This is a genomic window from Acidisoma silvae (assembly GCF_020618775.1).
Lineage (GTDB): Bacteria > Pseudomonadota > Alphaproteobacteria > Acetobacterales > Acetobacteraceae > Acidisoma > Acidisoma silvae.
This window is the reverse complement of the sequence record NZ_JAESVB010000013.1, coordinates 15498-41750: the sequence shown is the minus strand read 5'-3', so window position 1 is coordinate 41750 and position 26253 is coordinate 15498. Positions and strand designations below refer to the sequence as shown.

General features: G+C 57.7%; 21 protein-coding genes. 9 read left to right on the top strand and 12 right to left on the bottom strand.

Translation table 11 applies throughout. The features are described 5' to 3' along the window. Positions 1–39: 39 nt before the first annotated feature. From ASILVAE211_RS26105 to ASILVAE211_RS19600, 5 genes are all read right to left on the bottom strand, one after another. Positions 40–558, bottom strand: coding sequence for an ISAs1 family transposase (locus ASILVAE211_RS26105; protein ID WP_264478987.1), 519 nt, complete (start codon positions 556–558; stop codon positions 40–42). Further along, on the bottom strand, positions 510–908 hold the full coding sequence (locus ASILVAE211_RS26100; protein WP_264478995.1) for an ISAs1 family transposase: 399 nt from the start codon (positions 906–908) through the stop codon (positions 510–512). Before ASILVAE211_RS26100 ends, ASILVAE211_RS26105 begins: the two co-directional genes overlap by 49 nt. Before the next feature lie 112 nt (positions 909–1020). Beyond that, positions 1021–1740 carry an IS6 family transposase gene (locus tag ASILVAE211_RS19610; RefSeq protein ID WP_227323053.1) on the bottom strand — a complete coding sequence of 240 codons (720 nt, stop codon included), beginning with the start codon at positions 1738–1740 and terminating at the stop codon, positions 1021–1023. A gap of 212 nt (positions 1741–1952) precedes the next feature. Continuing rightward, entirely contained in the window at positions 1953–3227 is a 1275-nt protein-coding gene (locus ASILVAE211_RS19605) for an IS256 family transposase (protein WP_227323052.1), read from the bottom strand. A gap of 213 nt (positions 3228–3440) precedes the next feature. Next, entirely contained in the window at positions 3441–4832 is a 1392-nt protein-coding gene (locus ASILVAE211_RS19600; protein WP_227323051.1) for an NAD-dependent succinate-semialdehyde dehydrogenase, read from the bottom strand. Between the two features lie 191 nt (positions 4833–5023). On the opposite strand from ASILVAE211_RS19600, the gene adhP reads away from it, so the two are divergent. Then, entirely contained in the window at positions 5024–6049 is a 1026-nt protein-coding gene (gene adhP / locus ASILVAE211_RS19595) for an alcohol dehydrogenase AdhP (RefSeq protein ID WP_227323050.1), read from the top strand. A 182-nt stretch (positions 6050–6231) separates the two neighbouring features. Here the strand turns inward: adhP and ASILVAE211_RS26505 are convergent, their stop codons facing one another. Next, a complete protein-coding gene (locus ASILVAE211_RS26505) occupies positions 6232–6876 on the bottom strand; it encodes a hypothetical protein (protein WP_227323119.1) in 645 nt (214 codons plus the stop codon). Between the two features lie 18 nt (positions 6877–6894). Then, the gene (locus ASILVAE211_RS19585) at positions 6895–7269 is read right to left on the bottom strand and encodes a hypothetical protein (RefSeq protein ID WP_227323049.1); all 375 of its coding nucleotides are present in this window, start codon (positions 7267–7269) and stop codon (positions 6895–6897) included. Positions 7270–7741: 472 nt separating this feature from the next. On the opposite strand from ASILVAE211_RS19585, the gene ASILVAE211_RS19580 reads away from it, so the two are divergent. The 3 genes from ASILVAE211_RS19580 (at position 7742) to ASILVAE211_RS19570 (ending at position 13420) form a co-directional block, all read left to right on the top strand. Then, a complete protein-coding gene (locus tag ASILVAE211_RS19580; RefSeq protein ID WP_227323048.1) occupies positions 7742–8497 on the top strand; it encodes a Crp/Fnr family transcriptional regulator in 756 nt (251 codons plus the stop codon). 1235 nt (positions 8498–9732) lie between these two features. Continuing rightward, positions 9733–10512 carry an enoyl-ACP reductase FabI gene (gene fabI / locus ASILVAE211_RS19575; protein ID WP_456304498.1) on the top strand — a complete coding sequence of 260 codons (780 nt, stop codon included), beginning with the start codon at positions 9733–9735 and terminating at the stop codon, positions 10510–10512. Positions 10513–10987: 475 nt separating this feature from the next. Then, the gene (locus ASILVAE211_RS19570; RefSeq protein ID WP_227323047.1) at positions 10988–13420 is read left to right on the top strand and encodes a phosphoketolase family protein; all 2433 of its coding nucleotides are present in this window, start codon (positions 10988–10990) and stop codon (positions 13418–13420) included. A 454-nt stretch (positions 13421–13874) separates the two neighbouring features. Here ASILVAE211_RS19570 and tnpC read toward each other — a convergent pair whose 3' ends face one another. The 5 genes from tnpC to ASILVAE211_RS19545 all read right to left on the bottom strand — a co-directional run bounded on the left by tnpC (position 13875) and on the right by ASILVAE211_RS19545 (position 19894). Further along, positions 13875–15464, bottom strand: coding sequence for an IS66 family transposase (tnpC, locus tag ASILVAE211_RS19565; RefSeq protein ID WP_227323046.1), 1590 nt, complete (start codon positions 15462–15464; stop codon positions 13875–13877). A gap of 68 nt (positions 15465–15532) precedes the next feature. Then, on the bottom strand, positions 15533–15877 hold the full coding sequence (tnpB, locus tag ASILVAE211_RS19560; protein WP_227323045.1) for an IS66 family insertion sequence element accessory protein TnpB: 345 nt from the start codon (positions 15875–15877) through the stop codon (positions 15533–15535). Beyond that, positions 15877–16335, bottom strand: coding sequence for an IS66-like element accessory protein TnpA (gene tnpA, locus ASILVAE211_RS26500; protein WP_406566082.1), 459 nt, complete (start codon positions 16333–16335; stop codon positions 15877–15879). The genes tnpB and tnpA overlap by 1 nt, the downstream gene beginning before the upstream one ends. A gap of 104 nt (positions 16336–16439) precedes the next feature. Further along, positions 16440–18122, bottom strand: a complete 1683-nt coding sequence (locus ASILVAE211_RS19550) for a thiamine pyrophosphate-binding protein (protein WP_227323044.1) — start codon at positions 18120–18122, stop codon at positions 16440–16442. Between the two features lie 530 nt (positions 18123–18652). Beyond that, the gene (locus ASILVAE211_RS19545; RefSeq protein WP_227323043.1) at positions 18653–19894 is read right to left on the bottom strand and encodes a porin; all 1242 of its coding nucleotides are present in this window, start codon (positions 19892–19894) and stop codon (positions 18653–18655) included. Between the two features lie 193 nt (positions 19895–20087). On the opposite strand from ASILVAE211_RS19545, the gene yfdE reads away from it, so the two are divergent. The 5 genes from yfdE to ASILVAE211_RS19520 all read left to right on the top strand — a co-directional run bounded on the left by yfdE (position 20088) and on the right by ASILVAE211_RS19520 (position 26177). Further along, entirely contained in the window at positions 20088–21335 is a 1248-nt protein-coding gene (gene yfdE, locus ASILVAE211_RS19540) for a CoA:oxalate CoA-transferase (protein WP_227323042.1), read from the top strand. A 73-nt stretch (positions 21336–21408) separates the two neighbouring features. Then, entirely contained in the window at positions 21409–22710 is a 1302-nt protein-coding gene (gene oxlT, locus ASILVAE211_RS19535) for an oxalate/formate MFS antiporter (RefSeq protein ID WP_227323041.1), read from the top strand. 58 nt (positions 22711–22768) lie between these two features. Continuing rightward, entirely contained in the window at positions 22769–24037 is a 1269-nt protein-coding gene (gene frc / locus ASILVAE211_RS19530; RefSeq protein ID WP_227323040.1) for a formyl-CoA transferase, read from the top strand. 93 nt (positions 24038–24130) lie between these two features. After that, positions 24131–25813 carry an oxalyl-CoA decarboxylase gene (gene oxc / locus ASILVAE211_RS19525; protein ID WP_227323039.1) on the top strand — a complete coding sequence of 561 codons (1683 nt, stop codon included), beginning with the start codon at positions 24131–24133 and terminating at the stop codon, positions 25811–25813. A gap of 70 nt (positions 25814–25883) precedes the next feature. Continuing rightward, on the top strand, positions 25884–26177 hold the full coding sequence (locus ASILVAE211_RS19520) for a GNAT family N-acetyltransferase (RefSeq protein ID WP_227323038.1): 294 nt from the start codon (positions 25884–25886) through the stop codon (positions 26175–26177). Positions 26178–26253 lie beyond the last annotated feature (76 nt).

Here is a 26253-nt window from a genome sequence, read left to right as displayed (position 1 = left end):
TTTCGATGCCTGCGAGGGCGGCTCGATAGCGATCCTGGTTCATGGTTCCGGAGCGGTTGGCTTTGTTGATGTTGAACGCGAAGCTGCGCAGGCGGGCGAACACGCCAGGTTTGGTGCGCGGATGCGGGAGCTATCCTCACCCAAGGTCACGTCGCGGGTGTAGTGCGAGGTGTTTTCTATACCCCAGTGCGCTCGGATGGCCGCGGCGGCGCGCTTGGCGTCGGTTGGCGCGTTGCAGATGAAGAAGGCGCTCTCTGTCGTCCTGCCTAGCAGGCCAGTTGCAGCACTGCGGGTAAACACCTCCCGCTCGACCTGGATGACGGTGGTAACGTAGAACTGCCACGGTGTGCCGGCGAGATCATTGACCAGGTCGAAGACGCTGACAGTGCGGCGCTCGTCGCGGTTGCGGCCTCGGGTGCGGCTTTGGTCCACAGTGAGCGGCTTGCTGGCGGAGGCGATATCGCGGCAGTTCTGGAGCAGGGTGCGCTGGTTGTCTTTGACCTGAACGATCAGAGTGACTTTGGCTTCGGCTGCGCATTCGAACAGTTTTTTTGACAATGCAGCGCATCGAGCGTGACGATGGTAGCGGGGTCGACGCCGAGTTCGGCCAGCAGGGCCTGGGCCGCGGGGATCTCATTAGATTTCTCGGCGATGTCGACATGGGCGAGGACAAAGGCCGTGTCGGTGGCGAAGGCGCTGAGGATCTGAGCCGCCGCCCGGTCGTGAAACGTGTCGAAACTGCCGCGCAGGGTTTTGCCATCGAGCGCGATGTGGCTCTGGCCGGGCTTGGTGCAGGCTGCATGGAGTTGGACGGCATGGCGGCGAAACACGGCTTCCACCGCGACGGGATCAAGGCCCTGAAGAATGTAGCGGATTGCGGTGTGCGCAGGTGCGCGCCGCCAGGTCAGCCCGAAGGCTGCGTTCAGCTTGGCACGGTGGACGTCGATAAAGGTGACGATACCACGGGCTCTGGTGCAAATTTCTGAAGTGGTTGGTGCTCCGTTATGTTCTGGCTAGCTTTTATGCGGCAAGCGCAGCAGTCCATAGGGCGGGTGCGGACTTGGTCTGAATTTGAAGTCTGCTGAGGTCGAATTGGTTTTTGCGAATACGGTGGAGGAGTTCGATACCGGCGATTGTGATTTTTGCCCGTTTAAATCTCTTGAAGCCGAGCATAGGACCGATCCTGGCTTTCACGCTTCGATGATCCTGCTCAATCATGTTGTTGAGATATTTTGAAGACCTTAGCTTGGTATCTTTCCAAACGTCCTTCTCGTCAGGTAATTCGCGGACGGCTCTATGAGAGGCGGCATAGCCATCAAGGGTAATGACACGAGGAGGGCGACCTTGTGTCTTTAGCGCCTTACGGAAGAAGAGTTTGGCAGCCATTACATCGCGCCGGCGACTCAATCTGAAATCGACGGTCCGGCCTTCCCGGTCCACGGCACGGTAAAGATACGTCCAGACACCGCGGATCTTGATATAGGTTTCGTCAACGCGCCAAGAAACCCCTGATTGGCTGGCAAAACGGTTCCAACGGCGCTCAAATTCCGGCGCAAAACCCTGGACCCAGCGCATGATTGTCGTATGGGCAAGAGACAGACCCCGTTCGGCCATCATCTCCACCAGATCCCGAAAGCTTAGCTTGAACCGCAAATACCAGCGGACGCACAGGATAATGATCTCGCGTTCAAAGTGGCGCCCTTTGAATAGCTCATCAAGGCCGACAAATGACTTCGTCATCTCTGTGATCCAGTGCGTAATTAGGGATACAATATCAATCACTTAAGGTTTGCACCAGAGCCACTTATCCCACCCTCCGAGCCCTCGTACAAGCCTCCCGAGCCACCACCCCGGAACCCAATAAGAGCCTGTTGAGTTTGTCGACGACGGCGGGCACGAGTGCCACCCGCCGCTCATCAGGAGCTATGTGTGAATTGGGGTGACGGGCGCGATCAGGCGGCGTGATGAGTTGAAGCGTCAATGGATGCGACGCCATTGGTGAAGATGACGCCTTCGATGAGGCGAGGCAACTGGTTTGAGCCGTGCAGGCGCTGCCAGGTTTTCGAGGCGGCCTGCACGAGCGTGAACACCATCAGTATTGCAGTCTTCTGTGACAGGCTCCCCTTCGTGCGGGTGGTCCTATGCCGCACGGTGGCAAAGACGCTCTCGATGGGATTGGACGTGCGCAAATGCTGCCAGTGTTCCGCCGGGAAGTCATAGAAAGCCAGCAAGGCCTCTGCGTCCTTTTGCAGGCACTGGGTGGCTGCCGGATATTTCGCGCCGTATTTATCGGTGAAGAGAGCCATGGCCTTCTGCGCCGCCGCCCGGGTCTCGGCGTGATGGATATCCTGCAAATCGGATTTGACCGTCGGGATCATGGCCTTGGGGAATTTATTGAGAACATTGCCGATCTTATGGAACCAGCAGCGCTGATGCCGGGTCGAGGGAAAGGCTTCCTCCAGGGCCTTCCAGAAGCCGAGCGCCCCATCGCCCACCGCCAGTTCGGGGGCAATGTGCAGGCGGCGGTCCTTGAGACCAATCAGCAATTCCCGCCAGCTTTGGGCGCTTTCCCGGACGCCCACCTGAAAACCCAGGAGCTCCTTCTTGCCTTCCGGTGTGGCCCCGATCAGCACGAGGATGCATTCGGCCGCCGGTTCCATCCGGGCCTGCAGATAGATGCCGTCGGCCCAGATATAGACATACCGCCGGGCGGAAAGGTCGCGCTTCTGCCAGCGATCATATTCATCCTGCCAGCCTGCCGTGAGCCGGCTGATCGCCGCGGGCGACAGGTTCGGCGCGTCCTTGCCCAGCAGGGCCGTCAGCGCCTCCTGGAAGTCCCCCATTGAGACGCCGCGCAGATAAAGGACTGGGAGCAGCGCATCGATACTGCGCGTCCGCCGCGCCCATTTCGGCAGAATGGCCGACGAAAACTGGACCCGCTCTCCAGATGCCGCGTCGCCTTGTCCCCGGTCCCGGACCTTGGGACGGGCCACGGCGATCGGCCCAATGCCCGTCTGAATGGCGCGTTCCGGCCCAGTCCCGTGGCGCACGACCCGCGCCCGGCCATCCTCGAGCCGTTCGCCCTCATGGAGAGCGAGGAATTCATCGACCTCTCGCCGCAGGGCTTCGGCCAGCATCCGCCGGGCACCCTCACGGGCAATCTCGGTCAGAGGGTCTATGATCAATCCCGGCTGCACCAGCGCGGTGATTCTGCTATTGTCGTCCATAGGCGTATCGGCTCCTTCTGGAGGTTCGGCAGGCTTCTCACCCGCCACGATACGCCGCCCTCTCACTTCACCCCATCACCCAAATTCCGCCATAGCTCCTCATCAGCCCTTGTCTCCTTGAGGACCGCGATTTTGATCGGCATGAAGCCTACTTGATCCATCATCAAACCACGATCTCCGCGCAACTCGCGTCGCGGGGTCCAATGGACGCCATCAGAATTCGGCGTCTATATCGACGACGTCGATGAGCTTGTGGTTGACGAATTCCTTGATACCGAGTCCGAGCAATTCGCGACCATACCCCGAGCGGCGGACGCCGCCGAAAGGCAGGTCGGCCTTGACCATCGTCGGGTGATTGACGAAGACCATGCCTGTAGAAATTTTTCGCGCCACTTCGACGCCATGCTTGGTGTTGGAGGTAAAGACCGATCCACCCAGGCCGTAAGGTGAGTCGTTTGCGATGCGAATGGCGTCGTCCTCATCCTTGGCGCGGAAGAGCATCGATACCGGTCCGAAAAACTCCCAGTAGCGTGCGGGATTGTCCTCGGAGACATCGGTTAGGATCGTCGGCTGCACGAACGCCCCCTGGTTCGGCACGCGCGGTCCAACCTCGGTCGCCTTGGCCCCGTGGCTAACGGCCTGGCGTATCTTATCCTTCAACTCATCCGCAGCGCCCTGCGACGAAAGAGGCGCCAGGGTTGTGGCGGGATCAAAGGGATCACCGGCGCGCAGGGCGCCCACGCCCGCCGTGTAGCGCTCGAGGAACTGGTCATAAATGTCGTCGATAATGATCATGCGCTTGGACGACACGCAGACCTGGCCGCCGTTCCAGTGGCGACCGAAGACTGCCCACTTCGTGATCTTCTCCATGTCGGCATCTGCCAATACCACGAAGGCGTCCGCGCCGCCGAGTTCCATGGTGGATTTCTTGAGCGCCTTGCCCGCTTGCGCAGCGATGATCGCGCCCGCGCCTTCCGATCCGGTCAAGGCGACGCCATGGACGCGTGGATCATTGAGGATCAGTTCGATCTGAGACCGCGTCGCATAAAGATTCTTGAAGCCGCCCTTCGGCAGGCCGGCCTCCAGCATCAGTTTTTCAAAGGCGGCCGCGCTTTGGGGAACATTGGATGCGTGCTTGAGCAAGATGGTGTTGCCCGCTGAAAGCTGCGGCGCGATGATCCGAGCGATCTGGTAGTAGGGGAAATTCCAGGGCTCGATCGCCAGCAGGACACCGAGCGGGTCGTGGACGAGAACGGCCTCGCCTTCCGCTGGGCTGCGCACTGGAAGTTTCTCCGATGCGAGTAGTTTCTCTGCGTTCTCGGCGTAATATTCGAAGATGCTTGCGGATAGCTCGACTTCGGCCTTGGCCTCGGAGAAGACCTTCCCCATTTCGATGGTCAGGAGATTCGCGAAGCTCTCGCTGTCCTTGCACAGGATATCTGCAGCGCGCTGCATCACCGCCGCGCGGTCGGGGAAACTGACGTTCTTCCACGCCAGAAAAGCAGCGTGTGCGTCGTCCAACGCCTGATTGACCTCGGCATCCGTCGCATCCGCGAAGGTCTTCAAGACTTCGCCAGTATAAGGATTAGTCGTTGCATAAGTCACGTACAGCCCTTCCTTGGTTTGGTCGTGCCTAACGCAGCCGAATGTGCGCGGCGGCCTTTTCGCGACTCGTCATCGCTTCGAATTGCATAACAACACTAATTTCCTGTCATGGCCTTGACCTCGATCAAAGACGCTTGCAGGCGCCGGGCTATCTTGGTCTCGCGTCGATATCCCGCGCAGGAGATGCGAACATGGTGAAGATGATGAAGGCCGCGGTGGTCCATACCTTCGGAGGGGCGCTGTCTATTGAAGACGTGCCGGTGCCAGCACCTGGGCCTGGCGAGATCCTGGTGAAGGTGATCGCTTGCGGCGTCTGCCACACCGACCTTCATGCTGCGGACGGGGATTGGCCCGTGAAACCCTCTCCGCCCTTCATTCCAGGCCATGAGGTGGCCGGCGTCGTCGCGGCGCTCGGTGCTGGCGTGAAAGGGTTCAAGGAAGGAGATCCGGTGGGTGTCGCGTGGCTGCACGATGCGTGCATGCAGTGCGAATTTTGTGAAACGGGATGGGAGACGGTGTGTGAAAGCCAACACAACACCGGCTACAGCTGCGATGGCGGCTTCGCCGAATATGTCATCGCCGCCGCATCCTTCGTCGCACGGTTGCCCGTTGGCGTGGATTTCGCCCAAATGGCGCCCATCCTTTGTGCCGGCGTTACCACCTTCAAAGGACTGAAGGAGACGGAGGCTCGACCGGGCGAATGGGTCGCCATCTCCGGTGTCGGCGGCCTTGGCCACGTCGCGATCCAATATGCCAAGGCGATGGGCCTTCATGTTGTGGCACTTGACATAGCGCCCGAAAAGCTCGCCCTGGCCCGGTCGGCCGGCGCCGATTTTGCTGTCGATGCGCGGTCGCCCGAAGCCGTCTCCGACATCCTGAAGGCCACGGGCGGGGGCGCCCACGGTGTGCTGGTCACCGCCGTCTCGCCCCCAGCCTTCGCCCAGGCCCTGCATATGGTCCGCCGCAGGGGAACTGTCGCGCTCGTCGGCCTGCCGCCCGGTGACTTCCCGACCCCGATTTTCGATGTGGTCCTGAAGCGCATCACCGTACGAGGCTCAATCGTTGGATCCCGTCGTGACCTCGATGAGGCCATCGCTTTCGCGGTAGAGGGCAAGGTGCGGGCTGATATTGCCAAGGCGCCCCTGGAGGACATCAACACCATCTTTGCCAATTTGCGGGCGGGTAAGGTTGAAGGCCGCGTGGTCCTAACCTTCTGAGGCCCAGAGTGTTGCCAGGGTCGCGGGGACCACTAATTCATCGCAAGAGCAGATTGGACTATGCGAGTCATTTTGAACGGGCGATCGCGCCTGTGACCTCGGACGCCAAAGAACGACCTTCTTCATTGCTGTGCTGCCAACGGAGAGCGCCAGCAACGCGTTGCAGCTCCGTCACAGCTCTATTAGCCGCATGGCGTCCAGGCGAAATCTTCCCGGCTACGGGGGGTTGGCTTCGCACAATTCAGCGGTTCGCTTTTGCGGTGCGTTCCGGCCCATCTACGAATCACCCCAGGCCGACCAGAAAAAACCCGGGTCATTAACTCGCGCCATAGCAGAGCGGCATTGCGGCAGCTTTCGGCCCAACGGCCGTCTAGATAGCTCTCTTGGGGTGTCAAGGTAGTTTCCCGTGGTGGCTTGGTCCAGACTGGTGCCGTGCCAACACGAAGCCAACGACGGATCGTCTTGCGTTCGGCCCCGATCGACGTGGCGATGCTTGAGATGGAAACACCCGCTGCCCGCAGACGCGCAGCTTCTTCATAGCGTTCGTGGCGGCGAGCATGGGCGTGCCGGCTCCGACGTTGAGCTGTCGTCATCTTTACAATAGCTGTTTCCAGCGGCCCGGCGTCGGCAACTGATCTGGGTGGTTGTTCACCGATCTGCTTGGCCGCGCGTTGAATCGCGCTGTGGTGGCAATCGACAACGGCACAGATTGCATCGCCGAGATCGCGCAATAGATGCCAGCGATCTGATACCTGGACCGCTTCCGGCGGGCTTTGGTGAATTCCGTCCGTATAGGCACCAGCACGATCGCGGGAGACGACCTCAATGCCGGGATGCTGGCGCAGTCAAGAGGCAAGAGTCTCCGCCTGCCGATCTGGAAGCAGGTCCATTACCTCGTTGCGTTCCAGGTCAACGAGGACGGTACCGTAATGGTGGCCGCGCCGCCAGGCCCAATCATTTACCTCCAGAATCCTGGGAGCTGGCGGCGGCATTTCGGGTTCAACTGCTCTGGCTGCCATGCGCAACAGCGTGTCAGGGCTGACCGGAATGGCAAGCCGCTTTGCAAGGCTCGCGGCGGCTTCGCCACCGAGAGCCAATGCAACCTGCCATTGCAGATCACCGAGCCGCGTCGTCCGGCAAACGTTTTGCGGGCACACGCTGTGTTTAGGCAGCGGAACCGCCGCGCCTAAATACAGATCGTCGCCGGGCCCCCTTGCCAAGGCAGATCATGGAGTTTGCGCGGATTGTGGCTGTGAAGGCGTCGTGACGGTAAGCCGCAGGCTGGGCAACTCACTACGCTTCGGGGCAATACGGCCTCAACGGTGACGTGCTCGGGCGAGGCTGATACGCGAATCAGTTCGAGCGAGCGGGGTAGAACGGAGAGCAAGGGAGACGGTACGAGGTGGACCACCATAAACGTGAATCCATCATCTCCCCCATCCGCCATCCTGGTACAAGGGCAAACAGCACGCAATGTTCGAGAGAACCCACATTACTCCGCCAGCGACACTAGGCAATGCCAGAAGCCTTAATCGATAGCGGCGTCCCGGCTAACAGGCGAATAGGTCAAGGCACTATTCTTTTCTCGGGTTAGAACAGATCGAGATGAAGAAAACTGACCTGAATCAATTTATGACAAGGAGAGTACGTGTAGATAACTTTTATGCGGCGGAGCTATGAGAATACCCAGCCATGGACAAGGATAATGATTTGACGATCCGCCAACCGGTTGCCGCGAAGCCGAAAATCCCACCGCCCTCCATTTTCGCGAAGCCGTTTGCGCGGTCGACGGATCCTGGCGTCGTGCAGCTCCTAACAGAGGATGAGCAGGCAGCGCTTATCGCGATCTCACGGGTCGTGGAGTTTCGCCGGCATACTGTGATTTATCCGGAAGGAGGTCGGTCGCGCTTTGTTTATAACGTAATCTCTGGAGTTGCAGAGACATACTGCCTTCTACCGGACGGTGAGAGGCGAGTTTCGTCCTTCCTTTTTCCCTCTGATTTGCTTGGCTTAAGCGAGAACGGCGAATATGTTGCGACGGCTCAGGCGCTGACGCCACTGACTGCCTACAAGATGCCCTTTGAAGATCTCGCGCGGCTGGTGCGGCGTGATCCAGATCTTGATGTCGTATTTCTTTGCAAACTGTGTCACGAACTACGCCAGGCGGAACGACATACTGTGACCGCGATACACAATGATGCCCGAGCCAGAGTTGCTGGATTCATTCTATGGCTTTGGCGCAGCGAAGTGACCGCCCTAACAGACGACACCACAGTGACGCTGCCGATGCTTCGCCACGATATCGCGGATTACCTAGGATTGAGTACAGAAGCTATCAGTCGTGCTCTCCATCAACTTGAGACAGGCGGCCTCATTCAGCGTCGGGGGCCTCGGGCGTTGCAGCTTCTTAATATTCAAGAGTTACGCCGTGCCGCTCGAGAGATCTGATCTCATAGTCTGCAATTTGCTCTTGAAGGTACATGAATTCTTGGGTGCTATGACCGGCATCTGTGGCGTTGAAGTAGGAGACCATGGATCTAACGCTGTAACCACCCGCGTGAACGGAAACCACGTCGTCGAGCAGTCGCAACCGGAGATAGCGCTCGGAGCGTTCGAATGATTGCTCAGAAGGACGTTAAGCTGTTCGCTCAGCTCTCCGGAGACACCGATCCCACGTACCTTTGGGTCCTGTTTTTGCTGAGTCCGACTTGACCCGCAAGATCACCATCCATGGCATTTGGGGCGATGCGCTGACCCCCGCCAACTTGGGGAACAAATGATTTGGCACAGTGTGTTTTTCTTTTCCAATTTAGTATTTTTTGGTCGCCGTGGGAAAACCCCTATCGTAAGAGAGAAGCAGCCAGAGAGGAAGCTCGCTGTCTTTGACGGTCGTCGCGTCGATCAGATGGGCAAGGGTCACCGCCGGCACCATCAAAGTGCAAGCACCCCGCGAAAAATTGTGCTGTTCGCATGCCGAACTGCCATAGGTCCAGTGGAACCATCATCAACGCCCTCGGTTCAATCTGCCGAGGGCAGCAGGTTTGCCGTCGGAAACTGTCGTCGCAGCGTATCTCAACCACGCGGCCTCAGTGGGATGATGGCGGCAATCCGGCTCGGGCTGGAAGCAAGGGTAAGACTGCAGGTTAGGTTCGTCGCTACGTTATCCGAAGTCTCAGCGGTGATGCCTCTCAGCCCGTTCATCTTAACGGGCGTTGGAGCTCCTCTGAAGCTCATATCGAAAAGGAGTCCGATCAATATGATAGGCAGTCCCTTTAGTGATCTTAGGCTCCTACTGGCAGCTTTGACTCAAAGATTGCTGGGCAACTCGATCGGGCGACATCAGGACCTGGTGAAATTCCTATCCTCAGGGGTGAAGGCCCAGTTTGGCTCCGGCTGCAATCTTGCCGAGGACATAACCGGCGCTGCCAAAACCAAGCCTAACGCAAGCCCGCTTCCGCCGCTCAATCACCTGGCATGATCGCTCGGAACCCGCGCTGGCCGATTTTCATCAATTTGGCGATAAGCTTCTCAGCAACTTGCATGAATACATACCGCAGCCGTTTGAGAAGACGGGCGCCGTGAAACCTGAAACCCCCCAAGAAATCGCGGACGCCATAAACGTCCGCATACATGCCTGGGTGCTCGCTCCTCACATGGCAAAGATGCGATAGTCGTTATGCCCGATCAAAGGAAACACATCGTGGATCTTACGGGGAAGCGCGGCCTGGTCGTGGGTCATTGCCAATGAACTGAGCATTGCGGCCGGCTGTGCGCGCGCCTTCGCGGATGTCGGAGCGACGCTTGCTGCGACCTATCTGAACGCCAAGGCGGAGTCTTTCGTGCGGCAAGTGACTGATCAGCTTCTTTGTCCTATCGTTCTACCTTGCGATGTACGCGAGCCGGGCCAATTGGAGGCCGTGTTCGACCGGTTGCAGGCAGGGTGGGGTGCACTCGATTTTTTGCTTCACGCCATCGCTTTCGCACCGGCCGATGATCTTCATGGGCGGGTGACCGATTACTCTGCGTTGGGCTTCGACATCGCGATGAACATCTCCTGCCACTCGTTCATCCGCATGGCACACCTCGCGGAGCCGTTGATGCCGAACGGTGGTTGTCTCCTTGGTGTGACGTTCTCTGGTTCCGGACGCGTCGTCGCCAACTATAATATCATGGGGCCGGTGAAGGCCGCTCTTGAAAGCAGCATGCGCTATGTGGCGGCAGAACTCGGTCCGAAAGGTATCCGAGCGCATACGATTTCTCCCGGGCCCATTCGCACCCGGGCCGCAAGTGGCATCGAGAACTTCGACAATCTGCTGAATGCGGCTGCGGCGCGCGCTCCTGAACATCATCTCGTCGATATAGAGGATGTCGGCAATCTGGCGGCCTTCCTGGTGAGCGACGCAGCACAGCGAATCACCGGTACGATTATTCCTGTCGACGGCGGGGAGCATCTTCTGGCTTAGCGAATGAGCGATCGGGGGTAGTGCCGCCGCACGCCCATAGATTCCCGTTCAAGACGATTGACTCAACTTAGGATGGACTGGCATGCCGCTCCTATTGCTTATGCTACGATCCAATTACGAAACCGGATTGCGGGGCTTCGATATGGGAGTGATCCAATATTCGGGCCTCCGATCTGACAACTGGCATAGACTTTGTGTGCATAAACAAACATATCCGCGTGAGCTTGCATATCGGAGGCTCATTGAGGTGTCCCGATTTTCCCATCCAAAAGACACTTGATTGGTATAACGGCCGGCCCGTTCCAACCAGTAAGTACTTCTGCGATTGAGACATAACCGGTTGTTAGCATTATTCCCTGTTAGTTTTGATTGCTGCCGCTCTGTGGGCTAAGATCGTAGACCTTACGCCTGATCAGATATGAGTGCACAAGCGGCCGGACCTATTAGTGCCCGGCCGGCAAACTCCGAGGTAGATATGAATTCCACTTCCGATAGACCGAAATCGATCAGTGCCTACGGGCCAGCTCGTTCAACGATCCTTGATCAGCCGCTTAGCTCGGCGGAACTTCGGCTTATGCATCGCTATTGGGAAGCATCGCTCTACATGTCCGCAGGCATGATTTATCTCCGGGATAATCCCCTCCTGCGGGAGCCGTTAAAGCCCGAGCACATCAAGCGCCGGTTGTTGGGCCATTGGGGTTCAGATCCCGGTATGAGTCTCATCTATATTCACCTTAATCGCCTCATCAAGAAGTATGACCTCGACGCCATATTTCTGGCCGGACCTGGGCATGGTGCGCCAGCATTGATCTCTAACGCCTATCTTGAGGGCGGATACTCTGAAATATACAGCGACATCGAAGAGAGTGCCGAGGGGCTAGGGCGTCTCTTTAAGCAATTCTCATTCCCGGGCGGCATTGGAAGCCACTGCACCCCGGAGACACCAGGTTCAATCCATGAGGGCGGCGAGCTTGGCTATTCGATATCCCATGCCTACGGCGCTGCATTCGACAACCCAGAGCTGATCGTGACGGTGATGGTTGGAGATGGCGAAGCCGAGACGGGCCCTTTGGCCACGGCCTGGCACTCGAATAAATTTCTTAATCCCGTTCGCGATGGCGCCGTCTTGCCGGTTCTGCATCTGAACGGTTACAAGATTGCAAATCCCACTATTCTTGCACGTATCCCTCATGACGAGATCGAGCATCTTTTTCGTGGTTATGGCTATGAGCCCTACTTCGTCGAGGGGTCTGATCCGGAGACTATGCACCAGGCCGTTGCCGCGACACTGGAACATTGCGTACAGGTGATACGCCACATACAGAATGAGGCCCGGTCCGCCGCCCCGGAGAAGGTGACCCGGCCACGCTGGCCGATGGTCGTGCTGCGCAGCCCCAAGGGTTGGACCGGACCTAAGGAAGTCGACGGTCACAAGGTCGAAGGCTTTTGGCGCGCACATCAAGTGCCGCTTGCTGAAGTGCATGAGAAGCCAGAACATCTAGCTCAACTTGAGGCTTGGCTCCGCAGCTATAAGCCGGAAGAGCTCTTCGACAAGGAGGGGCGCCTGGATTCGGAGCTCCGAGCGTTGCCACCGGGGGGCACGCGGCGGATGAGCCTCAACCCTCATACTAATGGTGGGCTTCTCCGAAAGTCGCTGCGTATCCCCGATTTCCGAAACTATGCGGTCAAAGTTGAGCGGCCAGGCACGATCTCTGCCGGGCCAACAGAGATTTTGGGCCAGTTTCTGCGCGATATCGCCCGCGATAATGTGCACAATTTCCGTGTCTTTAGTCCGGACGAAAATGCCTCAAACCGATTAACGGCTATTTATGAAGCGACGAAAAAGGTCTGGATGGGCGAATATTTCCCCGAAGACGCAGACGGCACGGAAATCACGCCGGATGGTCGTGTCATGGAGATGCTCAGCGAACATACGCTCGAGGGTTGGCTCGAGGGATATCTGCTAACGGGCCGGCATGGTTTTTTCTCAACGTATGAAGCCTTCGTTCACGTTATCGACTCGATGTTCAACCAACATGCGAAATGGTTGGAGAAGTCGCGCGAGCTTGCTTGGCGCGCAGATGTGTCGTCGCTTAATCTTCTAATTACCTCGACTGTTTGGCGCCAGGATCACAACGGGTTCACCCATCAAGATCCGGGGTTTTTAGACGTCGTGGCGAATAAAAGCCCCGAGGTAACTCGTATTTATCTCCCGCCGGACGCGAACTGTCTTCTTTCGGTCGCTGATCACTGTCTACGCAGCCATGACTACGTCAACGTCATTGTGTCGGATAAGCAGCCCCATCTTTGCTATTTGGATATGGAGTCGGCCGTCCGGCACTGCACAAAGGGTGCTGGGATTTGGCAGTGGGCGAGCAGTGATCAAGACAGCGAGCCCGATTTGGTTATGGCTGGTTGTGGCGACGTCGCGACGATGGAGGCCTTGGCGGCCACAGAGATCCTGCGCCAGCATTTTCCTGACCTTAAGGTGCGCTTTGTGAATGTGGTGGACTTGTTCCGCCTGCTACCAGATACGGAGCATCCGCACGGCTTTTCCGACCCAGATTTCGACGCTCTATTTACGACCGATAGGCCGGTCATCTTTAATTTCCATGCGTATCCGTGGTTGATCCATCGGTTGACATACCGTCGCACTAATCACCACAATATTCATGTCCGGGGTTATAAAGAAAAAGGTAACATCAACACGCCCATGGAGCTCGCTATCCAGAACCAAGTTGACCGGTTCTCCCTGGCCATGGATGCCATCGATCGGGTGCCTTCATTGAAGCTTCGTGGCGCCCATACTCGGGACACACTAAAAAATGAGCAGCTCGAATGTCGGCGTTATGCGTACGCCGAGGGCATTGATGCGCCCGACATCGTCAACTGGAAATGGTCGATCTGATTGATTAGATTGGGTGGATGAGCAGCGCTCGCCACCCACCCAACTGAGGAGATAGAGCGAATACGAAAATTATCTGCATCGACTTTGCTCTTGAGACTTGTTGCACCGATCGAAGTGAGGTAGTCGGTCATCCGGCGACGTACAATAGGCTATGGTGCCCGCGCATGCTTAACGGCCATGGCGCGCACCAGTCTCATTTTGGATGCTGCATGCTAGCCCACACTTTTGCTATGGAGTGTCCAATCCCCCTCTCTCGTTGTGGATAGCAAACGTCGGACAAATGAGCCGGGATATCGGCTCATTAACGATACGCAAACTTGAACGGCGCGCTTCCTGGAAGCGACTTGGTCTCTGTCATACCGTATTGGAAAACGCGGCGACGAACAGGCGTCTCCTCTAGATCAGCAAAAAGGTAAGCGTCATGTGGCTTGCACGGTTGACGCTGATCGACGTGTCAGGATGGGGCTGCAGGAGCTGATTTGAAGTTCCACGGCAGCAACTCGTCGATGCGGTTCATGGGATGACCGCGAGCAAGCCGATCGAGGACGGCAGCAATATAGGCCTCGGGATCAAGGCCGTTCAATTTTGCGGATTCGACGATGGTGTAGATGGTGGCGGCACGGATGCCGCCGCGATCTGAGCCGAGGAACAGGAAATTCTTTCTTGTGACGGCAATGCCGCGGAGCAGTCGCTCGGATAGATTATTATCAATGCTGAGCCTGCCGTCTTCGATGTAGCGCGTCAGGGCATCCCAACGGTTCAAGGCGTATTGGAATGCTTTGGCAAGGGGCGCTTTGCTCGAGAGGCGCCGCCGTTGTGCGATCGCCCAAGCGTGGAAGGCGTCGAGCAGCGGTTTGGCCCAGGCTTGCCGCTCAGATCGGCGGTGCGCTGCCGGTTGGCCGCGGATGTCATCCTCGACGACATAAAGATCCTGAATGCGTCGCAGGGCTTCCTCGGCGATTGCGGACTGGCTGGCGTCGAAGACTTCAAAGAATTTCCTGCGGGCGTGGGCTAAGCAAGCGACGTGCTGCACCTGGGGGGCATTACGGCCGACTCGCCGATAAAGGGCTTCATACCCGGAGTAGGCATCAGCATGCAGATAGCCGCGGAAGCCCTCAAGATGCGTTCGAGGTCGCTCTCCCTTGCGGTCGGCGCTGTAGCGATACAGCACGGCGGGCTGCCCCGGCCCCGCATAGGGTCGCGGGTCCACGGCATAGCACCAGAACCGCGACAAGTTCGTCTTGCCCTTGCCTGGCGCCAGCGTGCGGATGGGTGTGTCGTCGGTCCAGATCACAGACTGAGCCATGACGTATTGGCCGATCCTCTCCGCCAAGGGGACCAGCCACCAGGCGACTTGCCCAACCCACTCGGCCAGCACGGCGCGTGAGATATCGATGCCCTCGCGCGCCAGGATACCCGCCTGGCGATAGAGAGGCAGGCCGTCGCAGTATTTCGAGACGGCGATATGGGCCAACAACCCTGGGCCTGGCCGCCCTTTCTCGATGGGCAATTCCGGCGCCGGGGCCTGGAACACCGCTTCACAGCGGCGGCAGGCATATTTTGGCCGAACGTGGCGGATGACCTTCAGCCGGGCCGGGATCTTTTCCAGCACCTCGGTCGTGGTTTCACCGATTTTGGTCAGGCGGCCAGGGTCACAGCCGCCGCACTGGCAGATGATCTCTGGCTCGTGCACCACCACCTCCCGCGGCAAGTGCGGCGGTAGGGGCTTGCGCCCGGTGGGTTTCCGCTCGTGGTCCTTTGCCTCCCGCGGCCTCGGGCTGGCCGCGATCTGCTCGCCAACCGTTTCTTCGAGATCCTCGAGGCGCAACTCCAACTGCACGATCTCGCCGTCGAGCCGCTCGGAGGATTGGCCGTACCGTTGCCGCCGCAGAACCGCCAATTGCATCTTGATCTGCTCGATCTCGAGCAGCGCCACCTTCAGCCGTGCTTCAGAGGCGGCGAGTTCCACCAGCTTGGCATCGCGCTCTGCCAGTTGGCCTCGCAGCTTTGCAATCTCTTCGTGAAGAGCTTCGACCTCCGACATGGGCCGAGCTTATCAGATCCAGCATCGCGGTACAAAGATTCGATAGACCTAGCCGCCAAAGTTTTCGATCAGACCACGACCTCTGGCCGGGCGGTCCAGGCCGTGTTGCGCCAATCGATCGATTCCAGAAGCATCGAGAACTGCGCCATGGTGAGTGACACAACACCGTCCTTGGCCTGCGGCCATACGAAGCGCCCCCGATCCAGTTTTTTCACATAGAGGCACAAGCCCTGACGATCCCAGAACAGACACTTGATGAGATCACCCCGGCGACCTCTGAACAAGAAAATCGCCCCGCTAAACGGGTCATGCTGAAGCACCGTCTGAACCTGCGCAGCGAGGGAGTGGAACCCTTTCCGCATGTCCGTGACGCCACAGGCCAGGTAAATGCGGACCTCTCCCGCGGGCAGCATCAGCTACCGTTCAGCGTTGATAAGACGCCCCGCAAAACGACCTCGTCGGCCGCTCCTTCAACCCGCACACGAATGCCGCTTGGAAACTCAATCTCAATTCGCCCGAACACGGCCTTCTGCCTCGCCGGAACCGGCAGCGTCGCCACAGGAGCTGGCGTAGGCGCTTCTGGTGACATATCCCGTTTGACCTCTACCGGGACGAAGCCTGCCATCGCCGTCGACAGCATGTCCTTGCGCCAAGTGTAGAGAAGACCGGTCCCAACTCCATGTCGCCGCGCGACCGCCGCGATCACCGCCCCAGGATGCAATGTCTCTTGCACAATCCGCAGCTTCTCGTCCGGGCGCCACCGGCGGTGTCGCTCTCGTCGCACCCGCAATTCGATATCATCCGTAAGAGTGCTCTTACGACCGTCGTTCGTGCGCTCGGTTCGATCACCGGAAATCAGAATCTCTTCCATGACCGGCACCGTCACCATTTCGCCAGGCCGCACGCAAGGTGGTGGTCACGTGACGCTTACGCAAAAAGAGCCCAGCGCGAGAACTTTCTGCGAATGGCCCTGCTTTATGGCGTGTTCAATTGAACAGAAGTTGCACTTATATATATCACCGTGCATTTCCCGTAGGAGCGTGCGCGTTGCAGAGCTGCCTGGATATTTGAAGAATCATGCACTCTTTCGCCAGAAGCACCCAAAAGGCGAGCGAATTCAACCACGGGCAAGCGGGCGATTGCATTGTGAGGGGGTCTTTCTTTCCCAACGTTGGTGAAATCGGGTCGGCCACCGGCATTACTGACCGGTGACTCGTAGATCAGAAAGATTGCTGCTATGGACCGACGAACGCAAAGTTCGAGATCGAAGCCGGATGCGCGGAAAGACGATGCGTTGGTCAAGCAAAGGATCTCGGTTCCAGGCCTCGCAAGATCCGCCGCTAGCACAAGTGGAACGCCCATGCCAGGAACGGGAGCGAGTTTTACGTTAAATCGCCCTGGTGCAGCGCGGATATCTACAGGCTCAAGTCCCAAGCAGGGATCATAGATGAGGGTCGTAGTAGACTTAGCAAAGATTGTTATCTCAGAGAGAAGATCGTTGATGTGAATGGACTGCGCGTGACTTTGAAAAGTCGATGTCAAAACTGCTCGTGTCTGTTGCTCAGCCTCGTGAAGTTCGTCTAGCCATGGCTCACGTTCTGCGCCGCCATCGTCTTCAGCATAGCCAAGAGTTTCCAGAGTAGCCCGCAGAAGCCTGCTCTCATCAAAGAGTGGCAAGGCGAAATCATCAGCCGGATCGAATACCTCGTTGCCATGAGAGATCTGGACTAAAGAGGGTCCAGGTATAGTTGTGTCTCCTCGGGAGGAAAGAAGGTTTGGCAGAGCACCGAGAACAATGACAAGGTCCGCTCTTGTCAGAGCATGATGGAGAGAATAGAAAATTTGATATTGATCATCGGGAGGAAAAATCTCCCCCGCAAATCTGGACGCATAACCCGGCACATTCAGTTTGCGGCAAAACTCCTGGGCGGTCTTTCTTGCTTCAGGGTTCCAAAGTCCTTGGCCGAATAGAATGCAGGGGCGCATCGATGACATGATACGCATGGCAACAGTTTGAGCGGCGCCTTCGTCGTACAATCGGGTTTCAGAGCTTGCTATTTTATCAGCCGAAAAAGCTGGCTCGACACTAGCATCTTGATTAAACAGCCCCGCCTCTAGTTCAAGATAAGCTAGACCCGGCCTATCCTTTAGTGCTTCTAGAGAAGCACGGGTGATAATATTCGCCAGGGCATCAACGGTAGCGACCACCCCGCTGAATTTCGTTAGAGCAGATATTGCATCCGTCTGTCGGGCATCTCCTGTTGCAGCATCTTCGGGCCGATTGAGGAAGGCGCGTCCAGTCAAAATTAATATTGAACTCTCAGCTAACGATGCAAAAACCATAGCAGAAAGAGCAGTGGAAATATCAAGTTTGCGGTAAATGAGAGCGCAGGCCAGCCGGCCGGTGATACGCGAATAGCTATCGGCAACGCTGAGGACCAGGCTTGCAGTCGGCAAAGCGATTAGTCGGATACCAACCCCCGAGAAGGCGAAGTGCACCGCTGCATTCTCACACCCTTCCATAATGAAGACTATGTCGACTGCTTGATTCCTTAAAGTTTTAGCGAGCAGCGTTGCGCCGTCGCTCCGACCATACCGCAGGTCCCTCGCGGTGGTGGGCAGTCCGGATACCTCATGCCTGTCTTGGCTTCCATTCACAAAAGTGCACTCCTCGTTTTACCGAACGTGGGAAAGGGCAGGCCTTCATCTTGATACCTGATAGCCTGCGCGTCCTGCCAGTTGGCAGCAACTTAATGTTGCTAATAGTTGGAGGATGGTAAGCTGTTGGCCGTCAGGCAGGCGTCTTTGGCCAGACAGGCCAGTTTTGAAGGTGTGTATTGTCATATTTGCCCGACGTCTGCGTAAGAGCATGGTCGCACTTAGCTACAATTTTCAGCCTCCTGGTCTTCGTCGCGCACAAGAAAATGTCGCGCCGCCGCCCTTACTGCATGCGACGCAGCATAAAATGGCACCAGGCAAGCCGGGCGTATGGCAATAAGGCTGACAACCGATGGCAATACGGGGGCGCCAGTTGTTTTACTCAGCGGGCCGCAATTTGTCCGACAAGCAACGGGAAAAGTGCTGATTATATCTTGTAGGTAGGATCTAACGTGTCGGCCTACTTACCGATTTCTGAGTAATTACCCCTGACCAAGCCGCTATCGAGCCATCCTTTGACGTCGCGGCTCTTACCAGTAGAGCCAAGTTCCAAGCGCGAGGACCTGGGCCATCGTGTTGTTGTTAGCACTGCCGGCGGTGCCGGAGAGGAAGTCGTAGCCATCCTGATGACGCGTGCCGTAGAGATAGGAGGCGAAGAGCTTTACACCAGGGGCTAGCACGTAGGTTGCGCCGGCAGCTGCACCCATTTCGCGGCGCGTGCCTTCGGTGGTTGGAGTGGAATAGTCGCCCTGGCTGTCATAGACAAAATAGCTACCGCCGGCGCTCAGCGCGCCAATCGTGTAGACGCCTCCCGTCAGCCAGGCTATCGCGTTTGCTCCTCCCTTGTAGTTAGGCTCGAACTGACCGTTCATGTTGCCGAACTTGGTATTTCCGCCGACGGTAATGCCACCGTATGTCACAGTGGCGCCGAGGCTGCCGACACTCAGACCTTGGTATGATTGGCCATTCGCAGTCGAGTTGTACGCGACTGCGCCGGCGTTCATATAGCCGCCATCGACGATGATGCCGAAGCCATCGAGCTTGGTCTTGTAAGTGGTGCCAATTTCAAACGTATTGCGACGCATGTCGGTCGAAGTCGTGGTCGAGGTGACAGCCGGGCTGTAGTTCTCGCCAGTCTGGTTTGGTTCGAAGCTCGCGCTGAAATTCAGTCCGTTCCAAGTTGGCGTAATGTAGTCGATCTTGTCCGCCGTACGGGTACTATTGCTCCATGTCCAGGGATAGATCGGCCGCTGCGCGGAGTTGACGAAGAAATTTTCGACATCACCGTTCCAGCCGCCGTCATCGAAGGCTTCATTGCCGCTTTCGAAGCGGCCGGCATCGTTAAGGTAGAGAGCGCCCTCTTGCTGGCCGAAGCGGACGAGACCGAGTTGCGGAAGGCCGAGATAGCCAAAGTCGCGGAGCACATAGAGCGTTTCGGTGCTGGCGCCTGCAGAAGCACTGGTCTCGGTATTTTCACGGATTTCAGCCTGGGCACCATATTGCAACCCGTTGGCGGCAACGCCGTCAAAGCCTGGAAAGAGCCGCATATAACCGGCCAAGCCTGAGCCAGAGTATTTCGTCCCGCCATAGCTCTGACCCGTGAAACCGCTGACGCCGTACCACTGGGACACCCGGCCGTCGAGACGCGCCACGACGGAGCCGGGCGAAATCGTCTGGGTGAAGTCGGGGGTGGTGACCTGAGCCTTGGCGATGGCGGCGAGACCGACTGCAGCCGTCAGCGTCGCGGCACTGACCAGAACAAACTGTCGCATCGAGTAGATATCCTCCGGTTGAAAAGTCGCAGCCGTACAGCGGTTGCGGAGGGACGAGTCATGTAACCATTTACTAGTCGAACCGAGTGCACCAGAGATTGCGATAAAGCAATATCGAGCATCAGTGCGTACATTTGCCATAGCCGACTTTTGGTGGCGGAAAATTGATTCAAATCATTTACCGAGATCGAACTTGCTCGTAGCTGTTGCCCAGACAAAATTCTTACTGGAATTCCCGGTGAATTGGCATCCGTTGGAGACAATTGTGACAAAAAATGAAGGTTCTGCAGCTTCAGGGCCGTTCTCTGGATTGCTCGTCATTGACCTGACACATGTTCTGAACGGGCCCTTTGGCACCACGGTCTTGGCGGATCTCGGTGCACGGGTTGTCAAAATCGAGCCGCCAGGCCATGGCGATGACACCCGCACCTATGGTCCCTTCGTCGGCGACCAGTCACTCTATTTCAGTTTTGTGAATCGAGGCAAGGAGAGCATCGTTCTCAACCTGAAGGAGGACACAGATCGCGCGCTCTTCTTGAACATGGTCCGGCAGGCGGACGTTCTTACTGAGAACTTTCGCCCTGGGACCATGGCGAGGCTCGGCCTGTCGTATGAAACACTTTCCGAAATCAACCCACGTTTGATTTATGCCTCATCCTCCGGCTTCGGACAGACAGGACCGCTCGCCCATTATCCAGCCTATGACACGATCATTCAGGCAATGAGCGGTATCATGAGCATGACAGGCTTTCCCGATGGGCCGCCTACGCGCGTTGGCACATCCCTTTCCGATCTCTGCGGGGGGGTTTTTATGTTTTGTGGCATTGCGAGTGCCCTTTATGCCCGCGAAAAGACAGGAAAAGGTGCTCAAGTGGATGTCGCCATGTTCGATGCGACCCTCGCATTCCTGGAGCATGGCGTTATGGAATATGTTGCGACAGGAAAGCCGCTCGAACGGATCGGTAACCGGCACCCGTTCATGACGCCCTTCGACGTGTTCAGCGCAAAGGATAAAGATATTGTCATGTGCGCGGGAAACGATCACCTCTTCGCTCAGTTATGTACGACGCTCGGACGCCCGGATCTTCCAGAAGATCCTCGCTTCGCATCCAACCAAATGCGAACGGCACACCAAAGAGAGCTTAAGGTGGAACTTGAGCGGTCACTGAAGGCCCAGGCCGCGGAGCATTGGCTGCAGGTAATCCATGAAGCAGGTGTTCCAGTCGCCCCCCTGTTGAACGTGGCGGAAGCGGTGGAGCATCCACAGGCGAAGGCACGGAACATGCTGATTGAGGCTGGCGGCATAAAAATGCCTGGGAACCCCGTGAAACTTTCCGGCTACCCGGACCCGACAGTTCGCACCGGAGCACCGTCGCTCAACCAACATGGAGATGCGTTGCGGCGGGAATTCGCCGTCGCAGTCAGTTTGGCTGATCATTAGTCTATGGTGTTCGCAATGCACGGAGTTTCTACCGAATAAACCGGCGTAAGAAAATGAGCATTCGGAGAGTAAAATGAGCGCGACGACGACCTCAAACCCCGCTGCCACAGGCCACGTTAGCAATCAGCGATGGCGACATCTCATTTTGAGCGTCGTCTGTATGATTATGATCGCCAATCTCCAATATGGCTGGTCAGTCTTTGTTCTGCCCCTACAAAAGGCTCATGGTTGGCCGGTCTCGGGCATCCAAATAGCCTTTACGATTTTTGTGGCGCTGGAAACCTGGGCGACTCCAATCAATGGATGGATTGCTGACAGGCTGGGGCCTAACTTAGGTCCGCGTACCGTCATGGGCGTTGGCGGCATTCTGGTTGGCCTTGGTTGGCTCCTCGATGCTTATGCGGGCTCGCTGACGGCTCTCTATATCGGGGGTGCGCTCTCCGGCCTTGGCTCCGGTGCCGTCTACTGTACGGCAGTTGGCACCGCGGTCAAATGGTTTAAGGACAAGCGAGGTCTCGCGGTTGGCCTCGTGGCCGGCGGATTTGGCGCCGGTGCGGCGATCACGATCATCCCGATCGAGATGGTAATCGCGCAAGCCGGCTATGCCGCCGCTTTCTTTTGGTTCGGGCTGATCCAGGGTGGCGTGGTTTTGCTGGTATCGCAGTTCATCCGCAATCCGCATCCCGGGGAAGCGCCGAGCGTCAAAAGCGCAAAGCTCCAGCAGACGGCGCGCAGCTATACGGCGCGTGAAGTCATCGTCAGCCGCGTCTTCTGGGTTCTCTATATACTGGACTTGTTGATGTGTGCGGGCGGATTGGTCGTCACGGCCTATCTCGCACCCATTGCGACCTCCTATCACATCGCCAATGTTGCGGTCTTCATGAGCGCCGGCACACTATCCGTCGCCCTGATTTTCGCCAATGTCATGAACGGCGTTGCGCGGCCCTTCTTCGGCTGGGTGTCGGATGAAATTGGTCTTTGGCAGACCATGGCGATTGCTTTCGCACTCGGAGCTATCAGCTATTTCTGTCTTTATCTCTTCGGGCGCTTTCCCGCGGGCTTCGTCTTTTTCACGGGCATGATCTTCTTCTGCTGGGGCGAAATCTTCAGCCTCTTTCCGGCGATGTGCACGGATCTGTTCGGTTCGAAATACGCCACGACAAATACCTCCATGCTTTATACCGCGAAGGGCGCCGCGGCATTTCTCGTGCCGCTTGGTGCGCTTGCCGCGACTTTGACGGGCAATTGGAATGACGTGCTGTTCCTTGCGACCGGCATCAATCTGGTGGCTTTCGTCCTGGTTCTGACGGTGCTTCGCCCAGCTGCTAATCGGCATCATGAGATGGACAAGACCGCAGCATCGGCCACTCCATAAAATGCTTGATCAAACAGTGCTCACAATTTCAATAATCGACATTATGGAGTTCTGACCCATGAGCTTACCTCTCGCTGGAATTAAAGTGATCGACTTTACGGGCGTCCAGGCCGGGCCTGCCTGCACCCAGCTTCTTGCCTGGTTTGGTGCCGAGGTTCTGAAGGTCGAGCGCGTGGGCGTAGGTGATGTCACGCGTCGCCAGTTGCGTGACATCCCGGATCTCGACGCGCTGTACTTCACGATGTTGAACAGCAACAAACGTTCGCTCGAATTGAACACCAAGACACCGGAAGGCAAGGAGATCTTGTCGAAGCTAATCCGGGAGGCGGATGTCCTAGTCGAGAACTTCGCCCCCGGCGCTATGGACCGCATGGGTTTTACCTGGGAGCATATCCAGGAGCTCAATCCCAAACTCATCTTCGGATCGGTCAAAGGATTTAACGACCAATCCTCCTACTCAGATATCAAGGTCTATGAGAATGTTGCCCAATGTGCGGGGGGCGCAGCCTCTACGACTGGCTTCTGGGATGGGCCGCCAACGATCAGCGCGGCCGCCCTTGGCGACAGCAACAGCGGCATGCATCTCGCCATTGGGATTTTGACCGCGCTGATTGGGCGCCAAAAAACTGAAAAAGGGCAGAAAGTGTCGGTGTCGATGCAAGACGCGACGATCAACCTTTGCCGCGTCAAGCTGCGGGATCAGCAGCGCCTCGAACGCGTGGGCTTTCTTGAGGAATATCCGCAATATCCTATCCGTGAAGACGGAAAATACGGCAAGTTCACGGATGTCGTGCCGCGTGGGGGTAACGCCGGCGGCGGTGGTCAGCCGGGTTGGGTGCTCAAATGCAAGGGCTGGGAAACGGATCCCAATGCCTATATTTACTTCACTATTCAGGAGCAGGATTGGGGCCCGACCTGCGAGGCGATAGGCAAGCCAGAATGGGCGCATGACCCGAATTACAACACCGCCCATGCGAGGCAGCCGCATATCTTCGACATCTTTGCCTATATCGAAACGTGGCTGGCGGACAAAACCAAGTTCGAGGCGGTCAATATCCTGCGCAAGTATGAGGTTCCTTGTTCGCCCGTGCTGAGCATGAAGGAAATCGCTGAGGACCCGACGCTGCGCTCCAGCGGCACTATCGTCGAGGTGGACCAGAAAAAGCGTGGCACCTATCTGACCGTCGGCAGCCCGATTAAATTCTCGGACTTCACGCCTGCAATTACCGGTGCGCCCCTGCTGGGCGAGCATACGGACGAAGTGCTTGGCGAGCTTGGTTACAGCGCCGAGGCAATCGCGAAACTGCATGAGACTAAGGTGGTGTGACGACAAGCCGGCCCGGCACCTGCTGGTGGCGGGCCGGTCAAGCTTGGTGAGCCTGGCCGGACGCCGTCCGGCATCGGCAGGACGGAGAGAGACATGAACAGCGAGATGATGACGGACGGCTTCCACCTGGTGGTGGACGCCCTCAAACTAAACGCCCTCGACACCATCTACGGGGTTGCCGGCATACCGATCACAGATCTAGCGCGGTTGGCCCAGGCCGAGGGCCTGCGATATTTCGGCTTCCGTCACGAGCAAAGCGCGGGCAATGCTGCGGCCATCGCGGGTTATCTGACGCAGAAACCGGGCATTTGCCTGACTGTCTCGGCCCCGGGATTTCTCAACGGTCTGGTGGCGCTGGCGAATGCGACGACCAACTGCTTTCCGATGATCCTGATCAGTGGCTCCAGCAATCGCGCGATCGTCGATCTGGAGCAGGGGGATTATGAAGAATTGGACCAGATGAACGCGGCTAAGCCCTTCGCCAAGGCGGCCTTCCGTGTCAATCGGGTGGAAGATATCGGCATCGGCATCGCGCGGGCCATTCACGCGGCGCTGTCGGGGCGGCCAGGCGGGGTTTATCTGGACCTAACAGCCGCGGCCTTGAGCGCGACGCTGGATCTGGACAGCGCGCGGAGGTCCTTGGTCAAGGTCGTCGATCCGGCACCACGCCAGATCCCGGCGCCCGATGCGGTCGCGCGGGCGATTGATCTTTTGGCGCATGCGAAGCACCCGTTGATCATTCTGGGCAAGGGGGCCGCCTATGCGCAGGCGGAGGCCGAGATCAGGCAATTGATCGAGACAACCGGAATTCCCTTTCTGCCCATGTCCATGGCCAAAGGATTGCTGCCGGACAGCCATCCGCAATCGGCCGCCACGGCGCGCTCTCTCGCCATCGGCCAGGCGGATGTCGTAGTCTTGATCGGCGCACGCCTCAATTGGCTACTCTCTCATGGCAAGCCGCCGCTCTGGTCTGAGACGACGCAATTTGTCCAGCTGGATATTTCACCCACGGAGATCGACAGCAACCGCCCTATTGCGGCGCCGGTGGTGGGCGACATCAAATCTGCTGTCGCCGCTTTGCTTGGCGCCATTCAGCCCGGACAGGTCAAGGCGCCAGCCGATTGGCTGGACGTGCTTGAGGTCCATAAGAAGAAGAATGTTGAGCGCATGGCAGCACGCCTCGCGGCTGAGCCCAGCCCGATGAATTTCTCAAGTGCTCTTCGTGCGGTGCGCGACGTGCTGGCGGATCGGCCAGACGTCACCATCGTTAATGAAGGCGCCAATACGCTCGATTTTGCGCGGAACATCATCGATATGACAGTGCCGCGCAAGCGCCTGGACAGCGGCACCTGGGGGGTCATGGGCATCGGCATGGGCTATGCGATTGCGGCGGCCGCCGTGAGCGGCAAGCCCGTGGTTGCTATCGAGGGCGACAGTGCCTTCGGCTTCAGCGGCATGGAGATTGAGACCATCTGCCGCTACAAGCTGCCGATCGTTACCATCGTCCTCAATAATGGCGGCATCTATCACGGTGACAAGCCTGGCGAGCGGCCGTCACCGACCGGCTTTGTGCAGAATGCACGCTACGACAAGATGATCGAGGCTTTCGGCGGCGGGGGATATCATGTCACCGATACGGCAGGGCTTGGCGAAGCGTTGTCCGAGGCTTTGGCCAGCTGCACACCGGCGCTGATCAACTGTGTCATTGATCCGACGGCCGGCACAGAAAGCGGCCATATCCAGAACCTCAATCCCAAAAGCGCTTTGAAGACGTAATGTCGCGGCCGGCTGGGTGAGGGAGCAACTCCTCCTCGGCGGCATCGCCTTGTGCGCCAGGAGACAGTTCGTGAATGACGTGACAGACAATATCCATCTCCGCCGGTTTGAGCTGACCAAAGATAGAGCGACAGCCTTCGTGAGCTATCGGCAAGAGAAAGGCCAGCTGGTTTTGATACATACCGACGTTCCGCGTGCACTCGAAGGCCAAGGGCTGGGTTCAGCGCTTGTGCGGGCGGTCCTGGACGAGGTACGACACCGGCACCAGTTGGTGGTGCCGGAATGTGCGTTCATCGCTGGGTTCATTAGACGACATCCGGAATATGAGGATCTCGTCGCGCAGCCGCGTGAAGATCGCGCTTGAGGTGTTGGGGTGTGAGAGCACGCCATGACTGACGCTCTATGCGCTCCGCATTCCACTCCAGAATGCTCGGCTTGTG